A 16,356-nucleotide genomic window follows, 5' to 3' on the forward strand; every position below is an offset into this window, starting at 1 on the left:
TGCTGCGTTGTGATGGCCCGTTGGTTGGGGCTTCGCTGGATGCAGGGGCACATCTCAGACGGGGGTCCTCAATGGGCAGGTCATTATCTAACGGCGCCATAGCGGCATCGCACGAATTGCTGGGGTCCAGCGCGGCAATTCAGGCCGTCCGCTATTTCGTTCGCGAGGTTGCGGCATCGGACGCGACCTGCCTGATCACCGGCCCGTCCGGTTCGGGCAAGGAGGTGGTGGCGAAGCTGCTGCACCGGCAATCCCCCCGTGCAAAGGCGCCGGTCGTCTCGATCAACTGCGGTGCCATTCCCCGCGAGCTTATCGAAAGCGAGCTGTTCGGCCACGAAAAGGGAGCGTTCACCGGCGCAACTGCGGCGCGGCTGGGCCGATTCGAGGCGGCGGACGGCGGAACGCTGTTCCTGGACGAAATCGGCGACATGCCGCTCGACATGCAGGTGAAATTGCTGCGCGTTCTGGAAGAGCGCGTGTTCGAGCGAATCGGCGACAACCGTACCCGCGCGTTCAACACCCGCGTGGTCACGGCAACGCACCGTGATCTTCCCGGCCGGATCGCCGACGGCGAATTCCGCGAGGATCTCTATTATCGCCTGAACATTTTCCCGATCCACCTGCCGCCCCTCAATCAGCGCAGGGAGGATGTGGCCGAACTTGCGGAACATTTCGCCCGTCACTTTGGCCACGACGCGCCGGCCTTCACGCTGACGTCGGACGCTATTGAACGGCTGACCGATTATGACTGGCCGGGCAATGTGCGTGAGCTGAAAAACTGGGCGGAGCGCGCGTCGGTACTCTATCGCGGCAAGCAGGTCGATGCTGCCGGGACCGACTTTCTATTGTCGTTGGGGCGTATGCGCGAACAGATCGCAGCGGGCGACCAGGTTTCGCCGCTGCCGCGCCCGCAAGCCAGCGGGCATCCCCCGGTGGCCCGTCCCCCCGTCATGGCTTCGGTAAAGTCACCCGCAGATGTACCCGCGCCTGTGTCCACACCGGTCCCCGCAAAGGATACGACCGGCCATGACAGCCCCTGTGATCAGATCGCGCGCGGGAACGTCAACCTCAAGGAAATCCTTGAGGATATCGAAATGAAGTTCATCGAATCGGCGCTTTCCAAAACGCATCACACCATCGCCGATGCGGCCCGACTGCTGGGCCTGCAGCGCACGACGCTTTCGGAAAAGATACGTAAATACAATATACAGCGTGACGTTGCATGACATCATTGTCCGGCGTCACGTGCGCCGGAAACGAAAGGCTCACTCCATGCTGGATGCGCGCGTATAGCTGTCCTCGCGCCGCCGTTGCCGCTGTGACACACCGGCGCTCTTCTTGCGCAGTCGCAGGATATCCTCTGCGGTCTGGTGCGCGCTCTTGAAGATATTCTGCATTCTTTCCAGCTGCGGTATCGCATCGGCATAATCGTCTGGCTGCAGCCTCTCCATGATGGAATCCAGCTCTCTGTGGAACAGGTGCTGGCACAGTAGCGCGCTCTCAATATCCCCTTTGGAGGTCAGCTCCAGCTGCTGCTCGGCGATCAGGCCGAGGTCGGATAAAGCGCGCGCTATACTGTCTTTCATGGCATTATCTCCGTCCACGCGCTGGCGATCTCGTCGATGATCGCATTGACCTCGGTCAGCGCGTTCGGATCGCCGGCTGTTACGGAAGACTGCAGTTTGCGGATGCAATAATCGTAAATCGCACTCAAATCTTCCGCGATCTTGCCGCCCTGCTCCATGTCGAGCGAGGATAGCAGCGCGTATAGAATAGATACGGCGCGACTGGTCAGGCGGCTTCGCATCTCACGTCGTTCCGGTGTCGTGCAATGTTGCAGCGTGCCCAGTGTGGAGCGCAGCTCGTCGAACATCAGCTTGACCAGCTGTGCCGGGCTGGCGCCTACGACGGCGGTTTCGATACCATTATTCGCATATTGGGCGGCGTTGCGGCGTGAAGTCTGAATCATTTGGAATACTCCCAATCACGAATCTGAATTCGACCAGAGGTCGATTTGCTGGTCGAGGAAATCCTGTGTCGCCTTGAACCCGGCGACGGCGGCTTCCATCGCGCCGAACTGAGCGCGCAGGCGGTCCTCATAGGTGACGAGACGCGCTGTCAGCGCGGTCTCCTCCTTGTCGAGATCCGCGCGCTGCCGGGAAAGGCGGCTGATATTGCTGCCAAAGGGGCTGTCCGAATCGGACAGCTCCGCCGCGATCTTTGCCAGCCGGGTGTCGATACCGTGCGACACCTGAACATTGGCTGTCGCGACGTTCTTCGTAACCGTGAATCGCATGCCGGCACCGGGGCTGCCCGCGGGGATCGTCAAATTATTGCCCGTCCCGGTGACGGAAACGCCGTTGATCTGGCCCGTCGCGTCGGTCCCTGCCTGTGCGACGGCGGTATCGAGGCCAAGACGCTGCGACAGGGTTGCATCCATTTCCAGAATGGACACCGCACTTTTTGAACCCGCGGACGACGATCGGATTGAAAATGCCGCCCCGTCCCAGCTGACAGTGGCACCTGCATTGAAGGTGCCCAGCAGGGCATCGCCGCGAATTGCCTCGGTCATCATCGCGGCAAAACCATTGCCATCGGTGTAGCTTCCCTCCACCAGGGGAATGGTCAGCGACCCTCGACCATCGACGCTGACGCGGAATTCGCGGTTGGCGGCGTCGATGACCAGCGGCGTGGAAAAGGCGCTGGACGCATCCTGCCCCGACAGCACTCCAGCGCTGCCCGCGACAATGTTGGTGAAGCTGTACGTCCCGGGTTCCGCGCCCGAGATCGTCCCCTGCAGGGTGATCCCGTCCGCGCCGGCCGCTTGATTATCATGAAACATGCTGGCGATCAGGTCCGGCGCGCTGCGTACGGCGCTTTCCAGCTTGGCCGAATCCACCAGCAGCGATCCATCCCGGCTGATCCTGATGCCGATATCGGAAAGGCGGCTGACGCCGTCGCCTGGCGCCAGAATGTCGGTGGTCAGGCTGCGCAATTCTGCCTGCAACTCTCTCAGCGCACGCGAACCGTTCAGCGGGCCTGCCTCTTCGCCGTCGGCCGCGCGCGCCGAAAATTCGCCCATCAGGCTGTTCATTTCATTATAGGCGGCGGTGAAATTCTGCATCGCCGTCGCCAGTTCGGCCTCATCATAGCTGGCGGCATAATTGACGATCGCGCCTGGCTCCGCCTTCGTCAGGGTCAGCGTGGTGCCCTCGATCAGGTCGGATATGCGATTGCCGGGCCGACTGACCGCGACGCCCTCGACCAGCAATTCGGCATTGGTGGCGCTCTTCGTGGCGGTCATCCCCGTCGCCGTGCCGACGCCGAAGGCCAGCCGTTCCAGCGGGTTGCCCGCGGCGGTGGCGACGTCGATGGTAAATGCATTTTCGGCGCCGTCGGCACCCTTGACGATCAGCCGCTCGGCGCTGCCGTCATTGATGACCGAAGCGGACACGCCCGCATCCGCCTCGTTGATCTTGGCGGCGATGGTGGCAAGATTGTCTTCCCCCTGGGCGATGTCGATGGTCAGGGTGCGGGCGGGCGTGCCCGGCGCGAACGCACTGGGCTGCCCCGCCGCGTCCTGCGTCAGGGTGCCAAAGTTCAGCGTCACTGTACCGGTCCCCAGCGCGCCTGCCTCGGCCGCCGCAAAGCCGGAACTGGCCAGCGTCTGACTGCTGGCAAGCGCCTCGACGCTGAAGGACAGATTCTGCGGCCTTGCGCTGCGCGAGGTGACGGTGGCCGTGGCCAGATCGGTACGGCTCAGCTGCGGCTGCACGCCCAGAACGCCGCTATTTTTCAGATCGGAAAGCGCCGATGAAAAGGCGGACAGCGCGGATCGCACCTGGCCCAGCGCCGATACCTGCGCGTCGATACTCTCGCGCTGCGCCTCGATGCGCTCCACCTTCGGCTCGCGTTCCGCCGCCAGCAGGCCCGCAATGATATCGCTGGTCTGCAGACCCGAACCCGCGCCGAGCGCCGCCAAAATTCCGTCCATGACCGATTATCCAATCTGTGGGCGGCGGCGCGCGAACGCGGCCCCCGGGGCTTGTGAAATATGACGACCGGCAACGGACCAGATTAAGGGCGTCTGCGGGGCTGAATTCAGCGGCGGGGCGGCGTTCATGCCACGCGTCCTTCCTCGTCGAAGCGATAGTCCGTGGGCACCATGATGTCGGGACGTGGCCGCGTCACGTCGCGGTTCAGGTCGAATATGAAGGCCAGGATGGTTGCGACGGCAATATAAAGATCGCTGCGGACCTCCATGCCTACCTTGCTGGTGAAATAGAGCGCGCGGGTCAGCTGCGGATAGGACAGGATCGGCTTGTCGAACTGGTCGGCCAATTCACGGATGACTGCGGCGACCTCGCCCTTGCCCATGGCGACGACGACGGGCGCGGCATCGCGCTTTGTGTCATAGCGCAGCGCGACGGCGAAATGCGTCGGGTTGGTCAGCACGACATTGGCGACCTCGACCCCCTGGCGCACATCGCGCTTGATGGCTTCGCGCTGGCGGCGGCGGATGGCGGCGCGGACCTCGGGCGATCCCTCGCTCTGCTTCATCTCGTCCTTAACTTCCTGCTTGGTCATGCGCAGTTTCTTGACGCGCTGCAGCAGCTGCACGGGGACGTCGACGGCGGCCACGATGATCAGGGCGCCGACCAGCGCGAACAGCAGCATCGCCAGGATCGATCCCGCCTCAGCGATGGAGGAGGTCAGCGTGCCGCTGCCCAGCGCCAGCAAATGATCGATGCCCAGCCACAGCGTTGCCGTGCCGATGCTGCCGATCAGGACGACCTTCAACAGCGATTTCGCCAATTCGATCAGGGAATTCATGGACACCATGCGCTTCAGGCCCGCACCCGGATTCAGGCGGTTCCCCTTGAACCGGACAGAACGCATGTTGAATTGCAGGCCGCCCAGCAGCGCCTGCGCGCCGATGGCGGCGAACAGCGTGGCGGCCAGCAGCCCGATCAGCGGCAGGATAATGTCGCCCAGCAGCATGTATGTACGCTCGGCGACGTCGAAATCGTCGATATCGGCCTTTCCGAACCGCAGGCCGTGCGTCAGCATTTCCGACAGACCGTCGAACAGCATGGAGGATGCGAACACCAGATAGGCGGTGCCGCCCAGCATCACGCCCGCGATCAGCAGTTCGCGCGATTTGGGAACGTCGCCTTCGCGCGCAGCATCGCGCCGCTTCTTGTCCGTCGGCTGTTCGGTTTTCTGGTCCCGATCGGCCTGTTCCGCCATTACAGCCGCCCGTTCGACAGCGCCTGTACGGCGTCCAGTCCCTCACCCACGACATCCTCGAACATGGACGCCATGCCGGGAAACAGGATCGCCAGCAGCGCCGTACCGCTCAGCAGCGTGATGGGCAGGCCGATGGCAAAGATATTCAGCTGTGGCGCGCTGCGCGTCATGAAGCCGATGACGATGTTGATGGCGAACAGCGCAAAGCCGACGGGCAGCGCGATCATCAGCCCGGCGCGAAACATGATCGACCCGAACATGGCGACGTCATAGCCCAGCTGCGGGGTCAGCCAGTCGCCCATGATGGGCAGCACGACATAGCTGTCGACCAGCGCCTGGATCAGGATCAGATGGCCGTCGACGCCCAGGAACACCAGCACGGTAAAGATCATCAGGAATTGTGCGAGGACCGGGCTGTTGACGCCCATTTGCGGGTTCACCATCGATGCAAAGCCCAGCCCCATGCTGTTGGCGATGTAATCCCCGGCGACCAGCGGCGCGGCGAACGCCACCTGCAGGATCAGGCCCATGGCCAACCCCAGCGCGACCTCCTGAAAGGCAAAGACCAGCGCGGCGGGGGACAGCGGATCGGCGGGCGCCGTCGCCCCGGCACTGCCGATAACGATGAAACCGATCGCGGCGGACAGGCCGATGCGTACGATCAGGGGCAGGCCGACGGCGGAAAATACCGGTGCGACCATGAATGCCGCACCGATGCGCAGCATTGCAAAGATCAGCGCCGCGAACTGCGCCTCGAAATTGGTGCCGGTCAGCGCGCTCATCGCGACAGCAGCGGGATGGTCTCGAAAACCGACAGGGTGAAATCGCTCAGCAGCGTCAGCATGGCGCCGCCGAATATGGCAAAGCAGATGACGACGACGATGATCTTCGGCACGAAGCTCAGCGTCATCTCGTTGATCGACGTCGCCGCCTGCACCATGCCCAGCAGCAGGCCGACCAGCAGGGCGGGCAGGATGATGGGTGCCATCACGAACAGCAGCACCCACAGCATTTCGGTGGCCAGATCGGCAAGTTCCGGTGCCATGCGCGATTACCCCTGAAAGCTCATGGCGAGCGAGCTCATGGTCAGCGCCCAACCGTCGACCGCCACGAACAGCAGCAGCTTGAACGGCAGGGAGATGAGCGTCGGCGACAGCATCATCATGCCCAGCGACATCAGCACGCTGGCGACGACCAGATCGATCACCAGAAACGGCAGGAATATCAGGAATCCGATCTGGAACGCAGTCTTCAGCTCGCTGGTGACGAACGCCGGCAGCAGCACGGAAAAGGGAATGTCGTCGGCGCTGGCAAAGCTGCCCGCCTCCGCCATGTCCGCGAACATCTTCAGGTCGCGCTCCCGCGTCTGGTCGATCATGAAGCCGCGCATGATGTCGCCGCCGCGTTCGATGCCGACGTCGAGGCCCACTTCGCCCGCCGAATAGGGCTGCAGCGCAACCTCGTTCAGCTGCGTGAACACCGGCGCCATGACGAAGAAGGTCAGAAAGATGGACAGCCCGATCAGCACCTGGTTCGGCGGCGTCTGTTGCAGGCCCAGCGCCTGGCGCAGGATGGACAGCACGATGATGATGCGCGTGAACGCCGTCATCATCAGCAATACCGACGGCAGCACCGCCAGCAGCGACATCAGGATCAGCACCTGCAGGGAAAAGGACAGCGGCTCCCGCTCCGCTTCGCCATCGCCGCTCAGCAGGTCGGCGGCGAATTCGACGGGGCCGGACCCGTCCGTGGGTGCGGCGGGGGCCGCCGCCTGTGCCAGTGCGGGGTCGAGGGGAAGGGCCAGAAGGACGATCGTCAGGATCGCAGCCACCATGCCCATTATCCGGGACGCGCTCATATCACGTCGCCCTCGTCCATATCGATATTCGCCGCTTGCGGGGCGCTATCGTCTGCCCCCGCCCGCGCCAGCCGCGTGACACCGTTCTTGCCGATGGACACCAGAATGCGTTCACCGGCAAAGCTCAGCACCGCGACCTTCGTCGTCGGCGTCAGCGACATGACTTCTTCCAGGCGCACGGTACGGGTCTTGCCGCCCAGGCCGGCGGCGCGTTCCTGCACTCTTTTGGTCAGCCACAGGCCGCCGACGATCAGGCCGCAGATCAGCGGCAGCAGCAGCACCAGACGCAGGACATACTCGGTCATGAACGGGCCTAGATCTGGTCGACCGAGGCGATCCGCTCACGCGTTTCGCTGATTTCGGTGATGCGAATGCCGAACCGCTGGCCGCTACGCACGACCTCGCCATGCCCCAGCAGCGTGCCATTGGCATAGATAGACAGCGGCGCATCCAGTTCGCTGTCCAGTTCGACGACGCTGTTCTCTTCCAGTGCCAGCAGGTCGCGCAGGCGGATCTTGGTTCCGCCCAGTTCGACGCTCAGCCGCACCGATATCATCTCCAGCAGGCGGGAACTGAACGCGCTTTCCCGTCCGGCCCCGGCATTCGCCGCGTTTCCGGCCTTTCCGGCGTCGCCGTTCGCCGCCATTTCCTTGACGTCACTCATCATCCACTCTCCCGTTCAGCCGGAAATCGTCGGCGCTGTATGTAATTTGGTCAGGCGTACGGCCCGCTGGCCGTGCTGCTCGCCGGGCTCGCCGGCGGCGATCGGAATGCCGTCGATCGACAGGTTCGCGGCGCCGGTCGGCGCGATGGCGATTTCCTCGCCGTCGCTCAGCGTCAGGACGCGTGCCAGCGGCATGTGGAAATGCGCGATAGGCGCGCGCGCCTCCAGCTCGATATCCATGACCGCCGCGCGCAGGCGGGTGCGCCAGGACGCCCTCTCCGGCGCGGATCTGCGGCTGCTCGCGACGCCTCGTGCCAGGCGCGCAGCCGCCTGCCGGGGGATCAGAAAACTGACCTCTGCCGACGTCGTCGTCACGCCCTCGCTCTCCAAGTGGATGGCGACATATCCGCTGCCCGGATCCAGCGAATCCGCCGGCATCTGCACCAGCTTGCCGGTCCGGCCAGCCAGGGCCATTCCCGGGACGTCGCGCATCAGGCTGCCAATCGCACTTTCCAGTTCCGTGACCACGCGTTCCAGGACGGCGCGGTCCACATGGGTCTGCTCAGGCCGCAAAATGGGCGTGGCGGCCAGGATTTCGCTTTCATCCGCCCCGAACAGGGCCGCGATGACGCGTTCGACCGCGACGGGCGACACCAGCAGGCACAGCGGGTCGCGCGTGTCCTCGATCTGGAAATGCGCAATATAAATGTCGTCAGCCGACGCGGCTGCTTGTTCCGGGACGGTGATGGCGGACGATTGGTACAGCGAATGGCCGCAATAGCGTGCCATTGCCTGCGCGACCCGCACGCCGAGGCGCTGGCCCATGGACACGAAATTGGCTTCATCGCGGGACCTTGCCAGCGTGCCGTAATGCGCCAGCAGGTCGATGCGCTCCGGCCCGGAATCCTGCTGCGATTCCTCATCTCCGACTTCTTCCAGTTCCACCTGTGCGCTCACTGGATCACCATGTCGGTAAACAGCACCTCGGTAATGCCGTCCTCGCCGACGCGCTTCTTCAGCTCGGCGTTCACCGCGTCGCGCATCTGGGCGCGCAGCGCGGCCTTGCCGGCGCGGCTTGACAGGTCATCGGCCTTTGCGCTCATCAACTCGGTCAGCAGTTCGGCGCGGATCGCCGTCTCGTGCGCTTTGACACCGTCCAGCAACTCGGGCCCGGCATCGGTCGCCATGGCGATCTTCACCTGCACCAGCTGCGGCGAATCAGCGATATTGCTGATCAGCGCATCCTCCATGCTGTAATAGGACAACGGCACCGGCGGCGGCGCTTCCTCATGCTTTCCGCCCGTGTCCGATTGCAGGAAATAATAGGCGCCCGCCGCGCCGCCGCCGCCGACCACCAACAGCAGCGGGGTTAGCAGCAGGATCCATTTCATCTTCGATTTCGGCTTTGCTGCGGCGTCGTCCGCCGGCCCCGTCTGGACGTTCTTTGCCATTTTTATGCAAACAGGCGCAGGCGCCCGCCCTCCTCATTCTTGCTGTCGCTGGTTGAAATGCGGCGCTCGGCTTCGTCCGGCTGCGCCTCCCACCGCCGCGCGTGCGATGGCTGTTGGTCGGGCTGCTGTTCTTGGCGTGCAGATGATTGCCGCGATGACGTCTCCGCATTGGCGGCGCCATTTTCCGCCAAGTTCCGCTCCAGCATGTCGCCCAGGCGCGGCAGTGCGGAATCGATTGCCGCACGCGCTGCATCATTACCGACGGCGAAACTTACCTTCGGCGTGCCGGTATCGAACGAAACGCTGATATCGACGGTGCCCAGTGCCTCCGGCGTCAGGCGAAAGCGGGCCTGCGTTGCGCCGCCATCCAGCTTCGCCATCAGGCCCTTTGCGGCCTGTTCGGCCCAAGCGGTTTCGGCGGCATCGCGCGCCGCAATGCCGGTTTCGCCTGCCGGGGGCAGGGCTGGCAGGGGGGCGGGGCTTGTGCCTGCGGGGCGATCATTATTGGCTGCCGGCATTAGGGAGAGCCGGTCGTCGGCCGACAAAGCCGCGTTCGCCGTTCGTGCCAGCGATCCTTCCGACAACAGCGTGGCATCGTCCCCCGTCATATGTTGACCGTCAATGCCTGCCTGGGCTCCCTCCATCGCATTAATTGCGCGCGCGCCGCCATCAGCGGGTTGTAGCCGCGCGCCGGCCGTGGCTCCGGGCGCCTCCGTGGCCGCAGGTTGCTGCGTCGCGTCATCGGCCAGCCCGGCTGCGGAGGAGCGCAGTTTCTGTGTGGCGGGTGCGCGTGTGCCATTCGCCAGACCTGCCGCGCTACCCAGCGTGGCCGCGGCAATGCCGCTCTCCGGTCCAGTTTCGGGGGTAATGTCCGTAGACGGCGACGCGGCATTTGCGCCAAGCGCTGCCCCTACCGGCGCTTGTCCGGCAGGAAGGATATTGTCGCCGCTCGTCACATCCAGGGCGTCATCGTCTCCGCCTGCCTCTTCGGTCGTGGCAGGCGTCTTCGCCCCCTCCTTGCCGTTGGGCGGTGTCTGCAATGATTCGGCGATAATGGTGGTTGCGGGTGTCGAGGGGGGCAGGGCAGGCGCCTCTTCCGCACCCGGCGCTGCCGTCGCGCCATCTTCCGCGCCCGGCATGGTGACGGCTGCCTCAAGCGCCGCATCTTTTGCCGCTTGCGGATCGCCCACGGCAGGCGTGGGGGCTTCCGTGCCGTCGGCTGTCAGCCCCTCTGCGCCGCCCGCCAATAATTTGGCGCCGTCACTCAGACCGGCGACACCAGACTTTGCCGATGCCTCCCCCATCTGCACCATGATACCCGCAAACAGGCTGTCGACCGGTGATTGCGGGCTTCCTGCTGCCGGGTTTGCCGGTGCCTTGGGGGCAGAGGTAACGCTTAGCATGTGACGGCTTTCTGTCGGGATCGGATAGTCATCCCTTCATCAGCAAGAGCCGTACCAATTTCGGCAAAAGCCGCGCCGATTGCGCGCGCGGGCCTATCGCTTCCTGATAAAAACCTGTGATCGCTCGCGTTTCCGCTCGGCGTCGCGAACTTCCTCTCGCCTGATGCGGTCCGCCAGTTTTTCTACGCCCTGGGCGCGTTTTTCTGCGGCGCGGCAGGCTTCGCTCGCGGTTTCCAGATATTGTTCCAGATGCCCCAGGCGCCGTGCCGTCTCGGTCCTGCTGCGCCCCAGCCCCTCCCGCTGGGCGGCATAGTTCCGCAGGGTGCCTGCGGACGATGGACCGACGCTTGGCTGATAGGCGTCGATCAGTTCCTCGATGCGGGCCGTCAGCTCGCGGCAATCGTCGCGCGAACGGGCGGTTTGCTGCTGGTGCAGGCGGGCGATGCGGCTTTCCGTCTCGCGCAGGGCGACCAGTCGCTTGACGCGTTCGCCCCGGGTCATCGGGGCGCCATCAGCGTTTCCAGATCGGCGATGGCGCCGGCATAATCGACGCGTTCGTCGCGCGACTGCGCCATGAATGCCTCGAACAGCGGGCGCCTTTGCATCGCCTCGTCCAGTTCGACATTCTGGCCGGGCTTATAGGCGCCAAGCGTCACCAGATCGGCATTCTGTTCGTAAACGCCGTTCGCGCGGCGCAGTGCCATGGCCCGCTTCATATGGGCCGGACGGACGACGTCCTGCATGGTGCGGCTGACGGAGCGGCTCAGATCGATTGCGGGATAGAGGCCGCGTTCGGCAATTTGCCGTGACAGCACGATATGCCCGTCCAGGATGGCGCGCGCCGAATCGACGACGGGATCGCCCTCCACGTCGTCGCCGTCTGCCAGCACGGTATAGATGGCGGTGATCGATCCGCCCCCCGGCGCGGCACCGGCGCGCTCGACCAGCTTCGGCACCAGGCTGAATACTGACGGGGGATAGCCTTTTGACGTTGGCGGCTCGCCCAGTGCCAGGCCGATCTCGCGCTGTGCGTGCGCAACGCGGGTCAGGCTGTCCAGGATCAGCAGGACGGATTTGCCCTGGTCGCGATAATATTCCGCAATGGCGGTCGCCCGCTCGGCGCCGCGCAGTCTCAGCACGGGGGACTGGTCGGCGGGGACGGCGACGACGACCGTCCGCGTCGCGCTTTCGCCAACCAGATGCTCGCGGCAGAAATCCGATACTTCGCGGCCGCGTTCGCCGATCAGGGCGATGACGACGATATCGGCGGATGTATAGCGCGCCAGCATGCCCAGCAGCACGGATTTGCCGACGCCCGATCCGGCGACGATGCCGATCCTCTGGCCCTTGCCGATGGTCAGCGCCGCATTGATGCTGCGCACGCCGACATCCAGCGCCTCCGTCACCGATTCATTCTGCAGCGCGTTGCGGCGGGGTCCGCGCAGCGGCCAGCGCGCGGCCGGCACAGGCTGGCTGCCCCCGTCTATGCTGCGTCCGCGCCCGTCGATCACGCGGCCCAGCAATTCGTCGCCGACGCGGACGGACGGATCGGTACTGATTTTCTTCACGCGGGCGCCGGGGCGCACATAGCCGCCGGCGTCCAGACTCATCAGCAGGGCGCGATCGTTGCGAAAGCCGATGATCTCTCCGTCGATCGTGTCGGAGCCGGTCGCCTCGATCTGGCACAGCGTACCCGTCGGCGCATCCAGGCCCGTCGCCTCCATCAAAACCCCGTCAAAGGCGCGGACGCGTCCCGATGGCGACGGCGCGAAATCGGGCAGGCGCGCCTCTGCATCGGCCAGCCACTGCGCCGCACGCTCGTTGATCGCGACCGCCGTCACTTAGGTCACCGCCCTCTCGGCCAGCGCCAGCCGTTGGGAAATGCGATCCAGTATTTCCATGTCGCCGCATTTCAGGTGGAAATCACCGCGCGCCATGTCCGCGTCCGTGGCAATGGTCATGCGCATGGGCGACGCCTCGATAAAGGCCACATCCGCCGCATTGATGGTCAGGACCGGCTTCTTGCGCGCTTCGCTGAACGCCTCCAGCGCAGTTTCGACCCGCGCCGCAATGCTTTTCGGTGCGACCGCCTGCGCATCGCCGACGACGTCGCGTGCGATGGACAGCGCCAGCCGCCCCAGCGCCGGGCCGATCGCATCCGCCTCGACGCTCAGCTGTTTCATGGCCGCATTGTCCAGATTGGCGATCAGCGCGCGCAGCGCCGCATGGTCCTGGCGATATTCCTCTTCGGCGGCGCGTCTGCCCGCCGCAAAGCCTTCAGCCCGGATCGTGTCGGGGTCGACGGGCGGCATTGCCGCCTCTTCTTCCTCTTCATCCTGATTCGGTAATTGACGTGTCAGAGTCGCCCCGACGGGGGAGGATGTTTCCACCGCCTGCCGCAGATCGACGATGCGGGGCGCGCCGATCTGAAACGCCTCGCCGGGGACGAAGGCGGAGCCTTGTGGTGCGGCGGGCGCGGGTGAAAATGCGGTCTCGGCCACATCCTCATCGTCATCGTCGCGCAGGAACGTCGCGGCCTTAAAGGACATCGGCGGTTTCCTCCTTCAGGACGATGTCGCCCGCCTCGCCCATGGCCCGCGCTGTGCGGATGATCTCCGCCCGCGCCTGCAATATATCCTTCTTCGACACGGGGCCGCCGTCCTTCATATTGTCCTCGATGGTCTGCACCGCACGTGTCGACATGCCGGCAAATACCTTCGCCTTCAGATCTTCTGGTGCAGAGGTCAGCGCCTTCGCCAGCACATCGGGATTGATGGCCTGCATCAATTGCTGCAGGCTGCGCGATGGCAGGCCTTCCAGATCCTCGAAACGCAGCATGTCCTCCTCGATCCGCGCGCCCAGCGCCTGATCGCGTTCGGCGATACGGGCCAGCAGCGATTTGTTCGTTTCGTCGGGCAGCGCCTTCAGGATTTCCACAGCCAGCAGCGTACCGGAAATCTCCGATCCCGGAATGGCGAGGCCGGGTTCCAGCAATGTGCCGAAGCCGGTGATCAGCGTCGTGATCGCATCGTTGCTCAGTTCCGACAGCCGCGCCAGCCGATAGATGATGTCTACCTGCTCCTCTTCCGCCAGGCTGCGGATGACGAAGGCGGCGACATCGGCATTGATCAGGGTCAGCGTTGCCGCCACCACCTGCGGATGCTGCCCTTCCAGGATCTGCGCGATGGTGCGCGGCCCGAACCAGTCGAAACCGGGCAGGGAATGACGATCCTTGAAACTTGTCGCGCGCTGCAGGACATCGTCGCTGCGCGCCTCGCCCAGGGCGCGGGTTACCGTCGACCGAAAAAAATCCAGGCCATTGTCCAGGCCGGACCGCTCCCCCGCCAGCATCAGGAATTCATCGACGACCTGACCGGTCGTCGCCCGGTCCAGGCTGGCGACTTCCTGCATGGCGGGGCCCAGCATTTCTACCTGCGCCGGGGACAGATGCTCGATGATCGACGCGGCCTCGTCCTCGCCCAGCAGCATCAGCAGGACGGCGACTTTCTGCGCCGGGGAGATGCTGGCGGCCGCCGCCGCCGCGCCGGGGGCCGTGTCTGCGGCGACCAGTGCTGCACTAGGCATTCTGCTTCTCCGCATTTTCCGGTTTCAGCATCATGTCGCTAACCGCTGCCGACACGCGCCGCGCGTCACTGGCGACCAGATCGCGCAGCATGTTCAGCCGGTCGTCATAGCTGAGGGCGGGCAGGGGCGGCATCGCCGCCGCATTTTCGCCGGTGGCCGCACCCATATCGCCGCCTGTGGCCGCGGCTGCGCCGGACCCCTGCGCCGCCGCGGATGCCGCCGGCATGGCGGCCGCGTCCTCGTCACGCGTGCCTTTCCCTTCTTTCAGCAATTTGCGCACCGGCCGACCGACCAGGAACAATGCGACCAGTCCCAGGATCAGGACGACGCCCAGCCACGCCCATTTCTGCACCCAGGCCTGTTCCCACAGCGGGATGTCGGCGGCGGGGTCGCCACTGGCAAATTTCTGGCTGCGCACGACCAGCTGATCGCCACGTTGCTTGTTGATGCCCAGCGCGCCGCCGATCAGCGCCTCGACTTCTTTCAAATCGCCGTCCAGCATGGCCTGCTCGCCCTCGCGGATGACGATGGCGACCGACGCGCGCTGTATGTCGCCGACGCTCTTGCGGACGACGGACACTTCCTTGTTCAGTTCGTAGTTACGCACGGAATTTTCGTCGCGGTCCTCCGGGCCGGGGGCGGGCGCTTCTTCCTCGGCGTTCGCGTCTTCCAGCGTGGCATTGGCGGGGGGCTGGTTGCTGATCGCCCCCGGAATGCCTCCGGCGCGCTGCCCGGCGGCGCTTTCGGACAGCGACACCTGCTCGCTGCGCAGGGCGCCTTCCTTGTCATAGCGTTCCTGCGTCGCCTCGCGCGCCTCGAAATCCAGGTCCAGCGCCACTTCGGCGGAAAAGCTGTCAATACCGTACAGCGGCACCAGGATGGATGCGATCCGCTGCCGCCATTCATCCTCGACACGCTTGGTATAGGCCAGCCGCTGCCCGCTGATCGACGACATGCCGGACGCCTGGTTCGACAGCAGCGTTCCGCGCTGGTCGATCACGGTGACCTTGTCCGATGACAGGCCCGGCACGGATGACGATACCAGATGAACGATGGCCGTCACCTGCTCCTCGCCCAGCACGCGGCCGGGTTTCATGCGCAGGAACACGGATGCCGATGGCTCGCCATTGTCGCGCACGAAGGCGGATGGTTCCGGCGCGGCGATGTGGACGCGTGCGCTTTCGACGCCGCCGACTTCCTCTATGCTGGCGGCCAGTCCGGTTTCCTGCGTCTGCTGCAGGCGCGCGCGTTCGACTGCACGGCTGGTACCGAACGGCATTTCGTTCAGCAGGTCATATCCCATGGCGGCGCCCTCGGGCAGGCCTTCGGCGGCCAGCGCCATGCGGGCGCGGTGGCGGTCGGCGGTGGGCACCGTCACGGCGCCGGTCGCCGGGTCCAGTTCGACGGCGAAGCCCTGCGCGGTCAGCGTTTCGACCATCAGCGCCTTGTCGGCTTCGCCCATGCCGGGGAACAGCACCTCGCGGTTCGGCTCCACCATGTTCAGCGCCAGCGCGATGACCCCCGCCGTGCCGGCCAGCGCCAGCCCGATGGGCAGCATGCGCCGCACCTGCGGCTGCCGCATCCACTGGGCGGCATTTTCCCGCACGGCGTCCAGCTGCGGGGGCAGGACGCTCAGCTGCGCGCGACCGTCATTCGACCGCCGCTGCGGTATGATTGCACCGCCCGTGCTTGCTTCACTCATTCAACGTCTCCTGTGGCCGGATCAAACCGGCATGTTCATGACGTCCTTGTAGGCGGACAGAACCTTGTTGCGGACTTGCAGCGTTGCCTGAAACGCCAGCGATGATTTCTGCCGGGCCAGCATCATGCCGGCGATATCCTGGCTTTCGCCGCGTTCGAAGGCGTCGGTGGCCTTGCCCGCCTCCGATTGCATGGACGCGACCTGATCGACGGCCTGCGACATGATTCCGCCGAAACCTTCGCTGCCCGACGGTTTTTTGGCGGCACCGAATTCGGCACTGCGGGCAAGAATTTCTGCCCGCATTTCAATCAGCTTGGAATGATCGACCTTCATTTTGCGCTTTGCCCCTGATCCGCGTTTTCCGCGTCACGGCAGACGAAGCAAAAGCCGTGCCAAGCGCCCTGCGCCATTGGGCGACTTAATGTTGGCGCGGACCCGTCGTT

At 64.8% G+C, this 16,356-nt stretch carries 19 protein-coding genes; 1 reads left to right on the forward strand and 18 read right to left on the reverse strand.

The features are described 5' to 3' along the window. The first annotated feature begins 71 nt into the window (after positions 1-71). The gene (locus tag ACSMXM_RS11065) at positions 72-1,226 is read left to right on the forward strand and encodes a sigma-54 interaction domain-containing protein (RefSeq protein WP_460316089.1); all 1,155 of its coding nucleotides are present in this window, start codon (positions 72-74) and stop codon (positions 1,224-1,226) included. 39 nt (positions 1,227-1,265) lie between these two features. Here the strand turns inward: ACSMXM_RS11065 and ACSMXM_RS11070 are convergent, their stop codons facing one another. The 18 genes from ACSMXM_RS11070 to fliE form a co-directional block, all read right to left on the reverse strand. Then, complete coding sequence (locus ACSMXM_RS11070) at positions 1,266-1,586, reverse strand: hypothetical protein (protein ID WP_460316090.1); 321 nt, start codon at positions 1,584-1,586, stop codon at positions 1,266-1,268. Further along, on the reverse strand, positions 1,583-1,969 hold the full coding sequence (fliS, locus tag ACSMXM_RS11075; RefSeq protein WP_460316091.1) for a flagellar export chaperone FliS: 387 nt from the start codon (positions 1,967-1,969) through the stop codon (positions 1,583-1,585). The genes ACSMXM_RS11070 and fliS overlap by 4 nt, the downstream gene beginning before the upstream one ends. 15 nt (positions 1,970-1,984) lie before the next feature. Continuing rightward, positions 1,985-3,994, reverse strand: a complete 2,010-nt coding sequence (fliD, locus tag ACSMXM_RS11080) for a flagellar filament capping protein FliD (RefSeq protein ID WP_460316092.1) — start codon at positions 3,992-3,994, stop codon at positions 1,985-1,987. A gap of 125 nt (positions 3,995-4,119) precedes the next feature. Next, on the reverse strand, positions 4,120-5,250 hold the full coding sequence (locus tag ACSMXM_RS11085) for an EscU/YscU/HrcU family type III secretion system export apparatus switch protein (protein ID WP_460316093.1): 1,131 nt from the start codon (positions 5,248-5,250) through the stop codon (positions 4,120-4,122). Further along, positions 5,250-6,032 (reverse strand): flagellar biosynthetic protein FliR, encoded by a 783-nt coding sequence (fliR, locus tag ACSMXM_RS11090; RefSeq protein ID WP_460316095.1) that lies wholly within the window; start codon positions 6,030-6,032, stop codon positions 5,250-5,252. Before fliR ends, ACSMXM_RS11085 begins: the two co-directional genes overlap by 1 nt. Beyond that, on the reverse strand, positions 6,029-6,295 hold the full coding sequence (locus tag ACSMXM_RS11095) for a flagellar biosynthetic protein FliQ (RefSeq protein WP_460316097.1): 267 nt from the start codon (positions 6,293-6,295) through the stop codon (positions 6,029-6,031). Before ACSMXM_RS11095 ends, fliR begins: the two co-directional genes overlap by 4 nt. 6 nt (positions 6,296-6,301) lie before the next feature. Further along, positions 6,302-7,108, reverse strand: coding sequence for a flagellar type III secretion system pore protein FliP (gene fliP, locus ACSMXM_RS11100; RefSeq protein WP_460316098.1), 807 nt, complete (start codon positions 7,106-7,108; stop codon positions 6,302-6,304). After that, positions 7,105-7,413: a flagellar biosynthetic protein FliO gene (locus ACSMXM_RS11105; RefSeq protein WP_460316099.1), complete on the reverse strand. Its 309-nt coding sequence runs from the start codon at positions 7,411-7,413 to the stop codon at positions 7,105-7,107. Before ACSMXM_RS11105 ends, fliP begins: the two co-directional genes overlap by 4 nt. A gap of 8 nt (positions 7,414-7,421) precedes the next feature. Further along, the gene (locus tag ACSMXM_RS11110) at positions 7,422-7,772 is read right to left on the reverse strand and encodes a FliM/FliN family flagellar motor switch protein (protein ID WP_460316100.1); all 351 of its coding nucleotides are present in this window, start codon (positions 7,770-7,772) and stop codon (positions 7,422-7,424) included. Positions 7,773-7,787: 15 nt separating this feature from the next. After that, the gene (locus ACSMXM_RS11115; protein WP_460316101.1) at positions 7,788-8,729 is read right to left on the reverse strand and encodes a FliM/FliN family flagellar motor switch protein; all 942 of its coding nucleotides are present in this window, start codon (positions 8,727-8,729) and stop codon (positions 7,788-7,790) included. Beyond that, the gene (locus ACSMXM_RS11120) at positions 8,726-9,223 is read right to left on the reverse strand and encodes a flagellar basal body-associated FliL family protein (protein WP_460316102.1); all 498 of its coding nucleotides are present in this window, start codon (positions 9,221-9,223) and stop codon (positions 8,726-8,728) included. The genes ACSMXM_RS11115 and ACSMXM_RS11120 overlap by 4 nt, the downstream gene beginning before the upstream one ends. Before the next feature lie 2 nt (positions 9,224-9,225). Further along, positions 9,226-10,626: a flagellar hook-length control protein FliK gene (locus tag ACSMXM_RS11125; protein ID WP_460316103.1), complete on the reverse strand. Its 1,401-nt coding sequence runs from the start codon at positions 10,624-10,626 to the stop codon at positions 9,226-9,228. 93 nt (positions 10,627-10,719) lie between these two features. Continuing rightward, entirely contained in the window at positions 10,720-11,127 is a 408-nt protein-coding gene (locus ACSMXM_RS11130) for a hypothetical protein (RefSeq protein WP_460316105.1), read from the reverse strand. Continuing rightward, entirely contained in the window at positions 11,124-12,467 is a 1,344-nt protein-coding gene (locus tag ACSMXM_RS11135) for a FliI/YscN family ATPase (RefSeq protein ID WP_460316106.1), read from the reverse strand. Before ACSMXM_RS11135 ends, ACSMXM_RS11130 begins: the two co-directional genes overlap by 4 nt. Beyond that, positions 12,468-13,175, reverse strand: coding sequence for a FliH/SctL family protein (locus ACSMXM_RS11140; protein WP_460316108.1), 708 nt, complete (start codon positions 13,173-13,175; stop codon positions 12,468-12,470). Then, positions 13,165-14,211: a flagellar motor switch protein FliG gene (locus ACSMXM_RS11145; RefSeq protein ID WP_460316110.1), complete on the reverse strand. Its 1,047-nt coding sequence runs from the start codon at positions 14,209-14,211 to the stop codon at positions 13,165-13,167. Before ACSMXM_RS11145 ends, ACSMXM_RS11140 begins: the two co-directional genes overlap by 11 nt. Then, positions 14,204-15,913: a flagellar basal-body MS-ring/collar protein FliF gene (gene fliF / locus ACSMXM_RS11150; RefSeq protein ID WP_460316112.1), complete on the reverse strand. Its 1,710-nt coding sequence runs from the start codon at positions 15,911-15,913 to the stop codon at positions 14,204-14,206. The genes ACSMXM_RS11145 and fliF overlap by 8 nt, the downstream gene beginning before the upstream one ends. Positions 15,914-15,934: 21 nt before the next feature. Beyond that, the gene (fliE, locus tag ACSMXM_RS11155) at positions 15,935-16,246 is read right to left on the reverse strand and encodes a flagellar hook-basal body complex protein FliE (RefSeq protein ID WP_460316114.1); all 312 of its coding nucleotides are present in this window, start codon (positions 16,244-16,246) and stop codon (positions 15,935-15,937) included. Positions 16,247-16,356: the final 110 nt, after the last annotated feature.

Source organism: Pacificimonas sp. ICDLI1SI03, assembly GCF_054740865.1.

What these genes read in the sequence shown, in the direction of transcription:
- fliS (WP_460316091.1), bottom strand. Translation starts at nt 1,969, where the DNA reads ATGATTCAGACTTCACGCCGCAACGCCGCCCAATATGCGAATAATGGT.
- ACSMXM_RS11070 (WP_460316090.1), bottom strand. Translation starts at nt 1,586, where the DNA reads ATGAAAGACAGTATAGCGCGCGCTTTATCCGACCTCGGCCTGATCGCC.
- ACSMXM_RS11085 (WP_460316093.1), bottom strand. Translation starts at nt 5,250, where the DNA reads ATGGCGGAACAGGCCGATCGGGACCAGAAAACCGAACAGCCGACGGAC.
- ACSMXM_RS11145 (WP_460316110.1), bottom strand. Translation starts at nt 14,211, where the DNA reads ATGCCTAGTGCAGCACTGGTCGCCGCAGACACGGCCCCCGGCGCGGCG.
- ACSMXM_RS11095 (WP_460316097.1), bottom strand. Translation starts at nt 6,295, where the DNA reads ATGGCACCGGAACTTGCCGATCTGGCCACCGAAATGCTGTGGGTGCTG.
- fliF (WP_460316112.1), bottom strand. Translation starts at nt 15,913, where the DNA reads ATGAGTGAAGCAAGCACGGGCGGTGCAATCATACCGCAGCGGCGGTCG.
- fliE (WP_460316114.1), bottom strand. Translation starts at nt 16,246, where the DNA reads ATGAAGGTCGATCATTCCAAGCTGATTGAAATGCGGGCAGAAATTCTT.
- ACSMXM_RS11120 (WP_460316102.1), bottom strand. Translation starts at nt 9,223, where the DNA reads ATGGCAAAGAACGTCCAGACGGGGCCGGCGGACGACGCCGCAGCAAAG.
- ACSMXM_RS11140 (WP_460316108.1), bottom strand. Translation starts at nt 13,175, where the DNA reads ATGTCCTTTAAGGCCGCGACGTTCCTGCGCGACGATGACGATGAGGAT.
- fliP (WP_460316098.1), bottom strand. Translation starts at nt 7,108, where the DNA reads ATGAGCGCGTCCCGGATAATGGGCATGGTGGCTGCGATCCTGACGATC.
- ACSMXM_RS11105 (WP_460316099.1), bottom strand. Translation starts at nt 7,413, where the DNA reads ATGACCGAGTATGTCCTGCGTCTGGTGCTGCTGCTGCCGCTGATCTGC.
- ACSMXM_RS11110 (WP_460316100.1), bottom strand. Translation starts at nt 7,772, where the DNA reads ATGAGTGACGTCAAGGAAATGGCGGCGAACGGCGACGCCGGAAAGGCC.
- fliD (WP_460316092.1), bottom strand. Translation starts at nt 3,994, where the DNA reads ATGGACGGAATTTTGGCGGCGCTCGGCGCGGGTTCGGGTCTGCAGACC.
- ACSMXM_RS11125 (WP_460316103.1), bottom strand. Translation starts at nt 10,626, where the DNA reads ATGCTAAGCGTTACCTCTGCCCCCAAGGCACCGGCAAACCCGGCAGCA.
- fliR (WP_460316095.1), bottom strand. Translation starts at nt 6,032, where the DNA reads ATGAGCGCGCTGACCGGCACCAATTTCGAGGCGCAGTTCGCGGCGCTG.
- ACSMXM_RS11130 (WP_460316105.1), bottom strand. Translation starts at nt 11,127, where the DNA reads ATGACCCGGGGCGAACGCGTCAAGCGACTGGTCGCCCTGCGCGAGACG.
- ACSMXM_RS11065 (WP_460316089.1), top strand. Translation starts at nt 72, where the DNA reads ATGGGCAGGTCATTATCTAACGGCGCCATAGCGGCATCGCACGAATTG.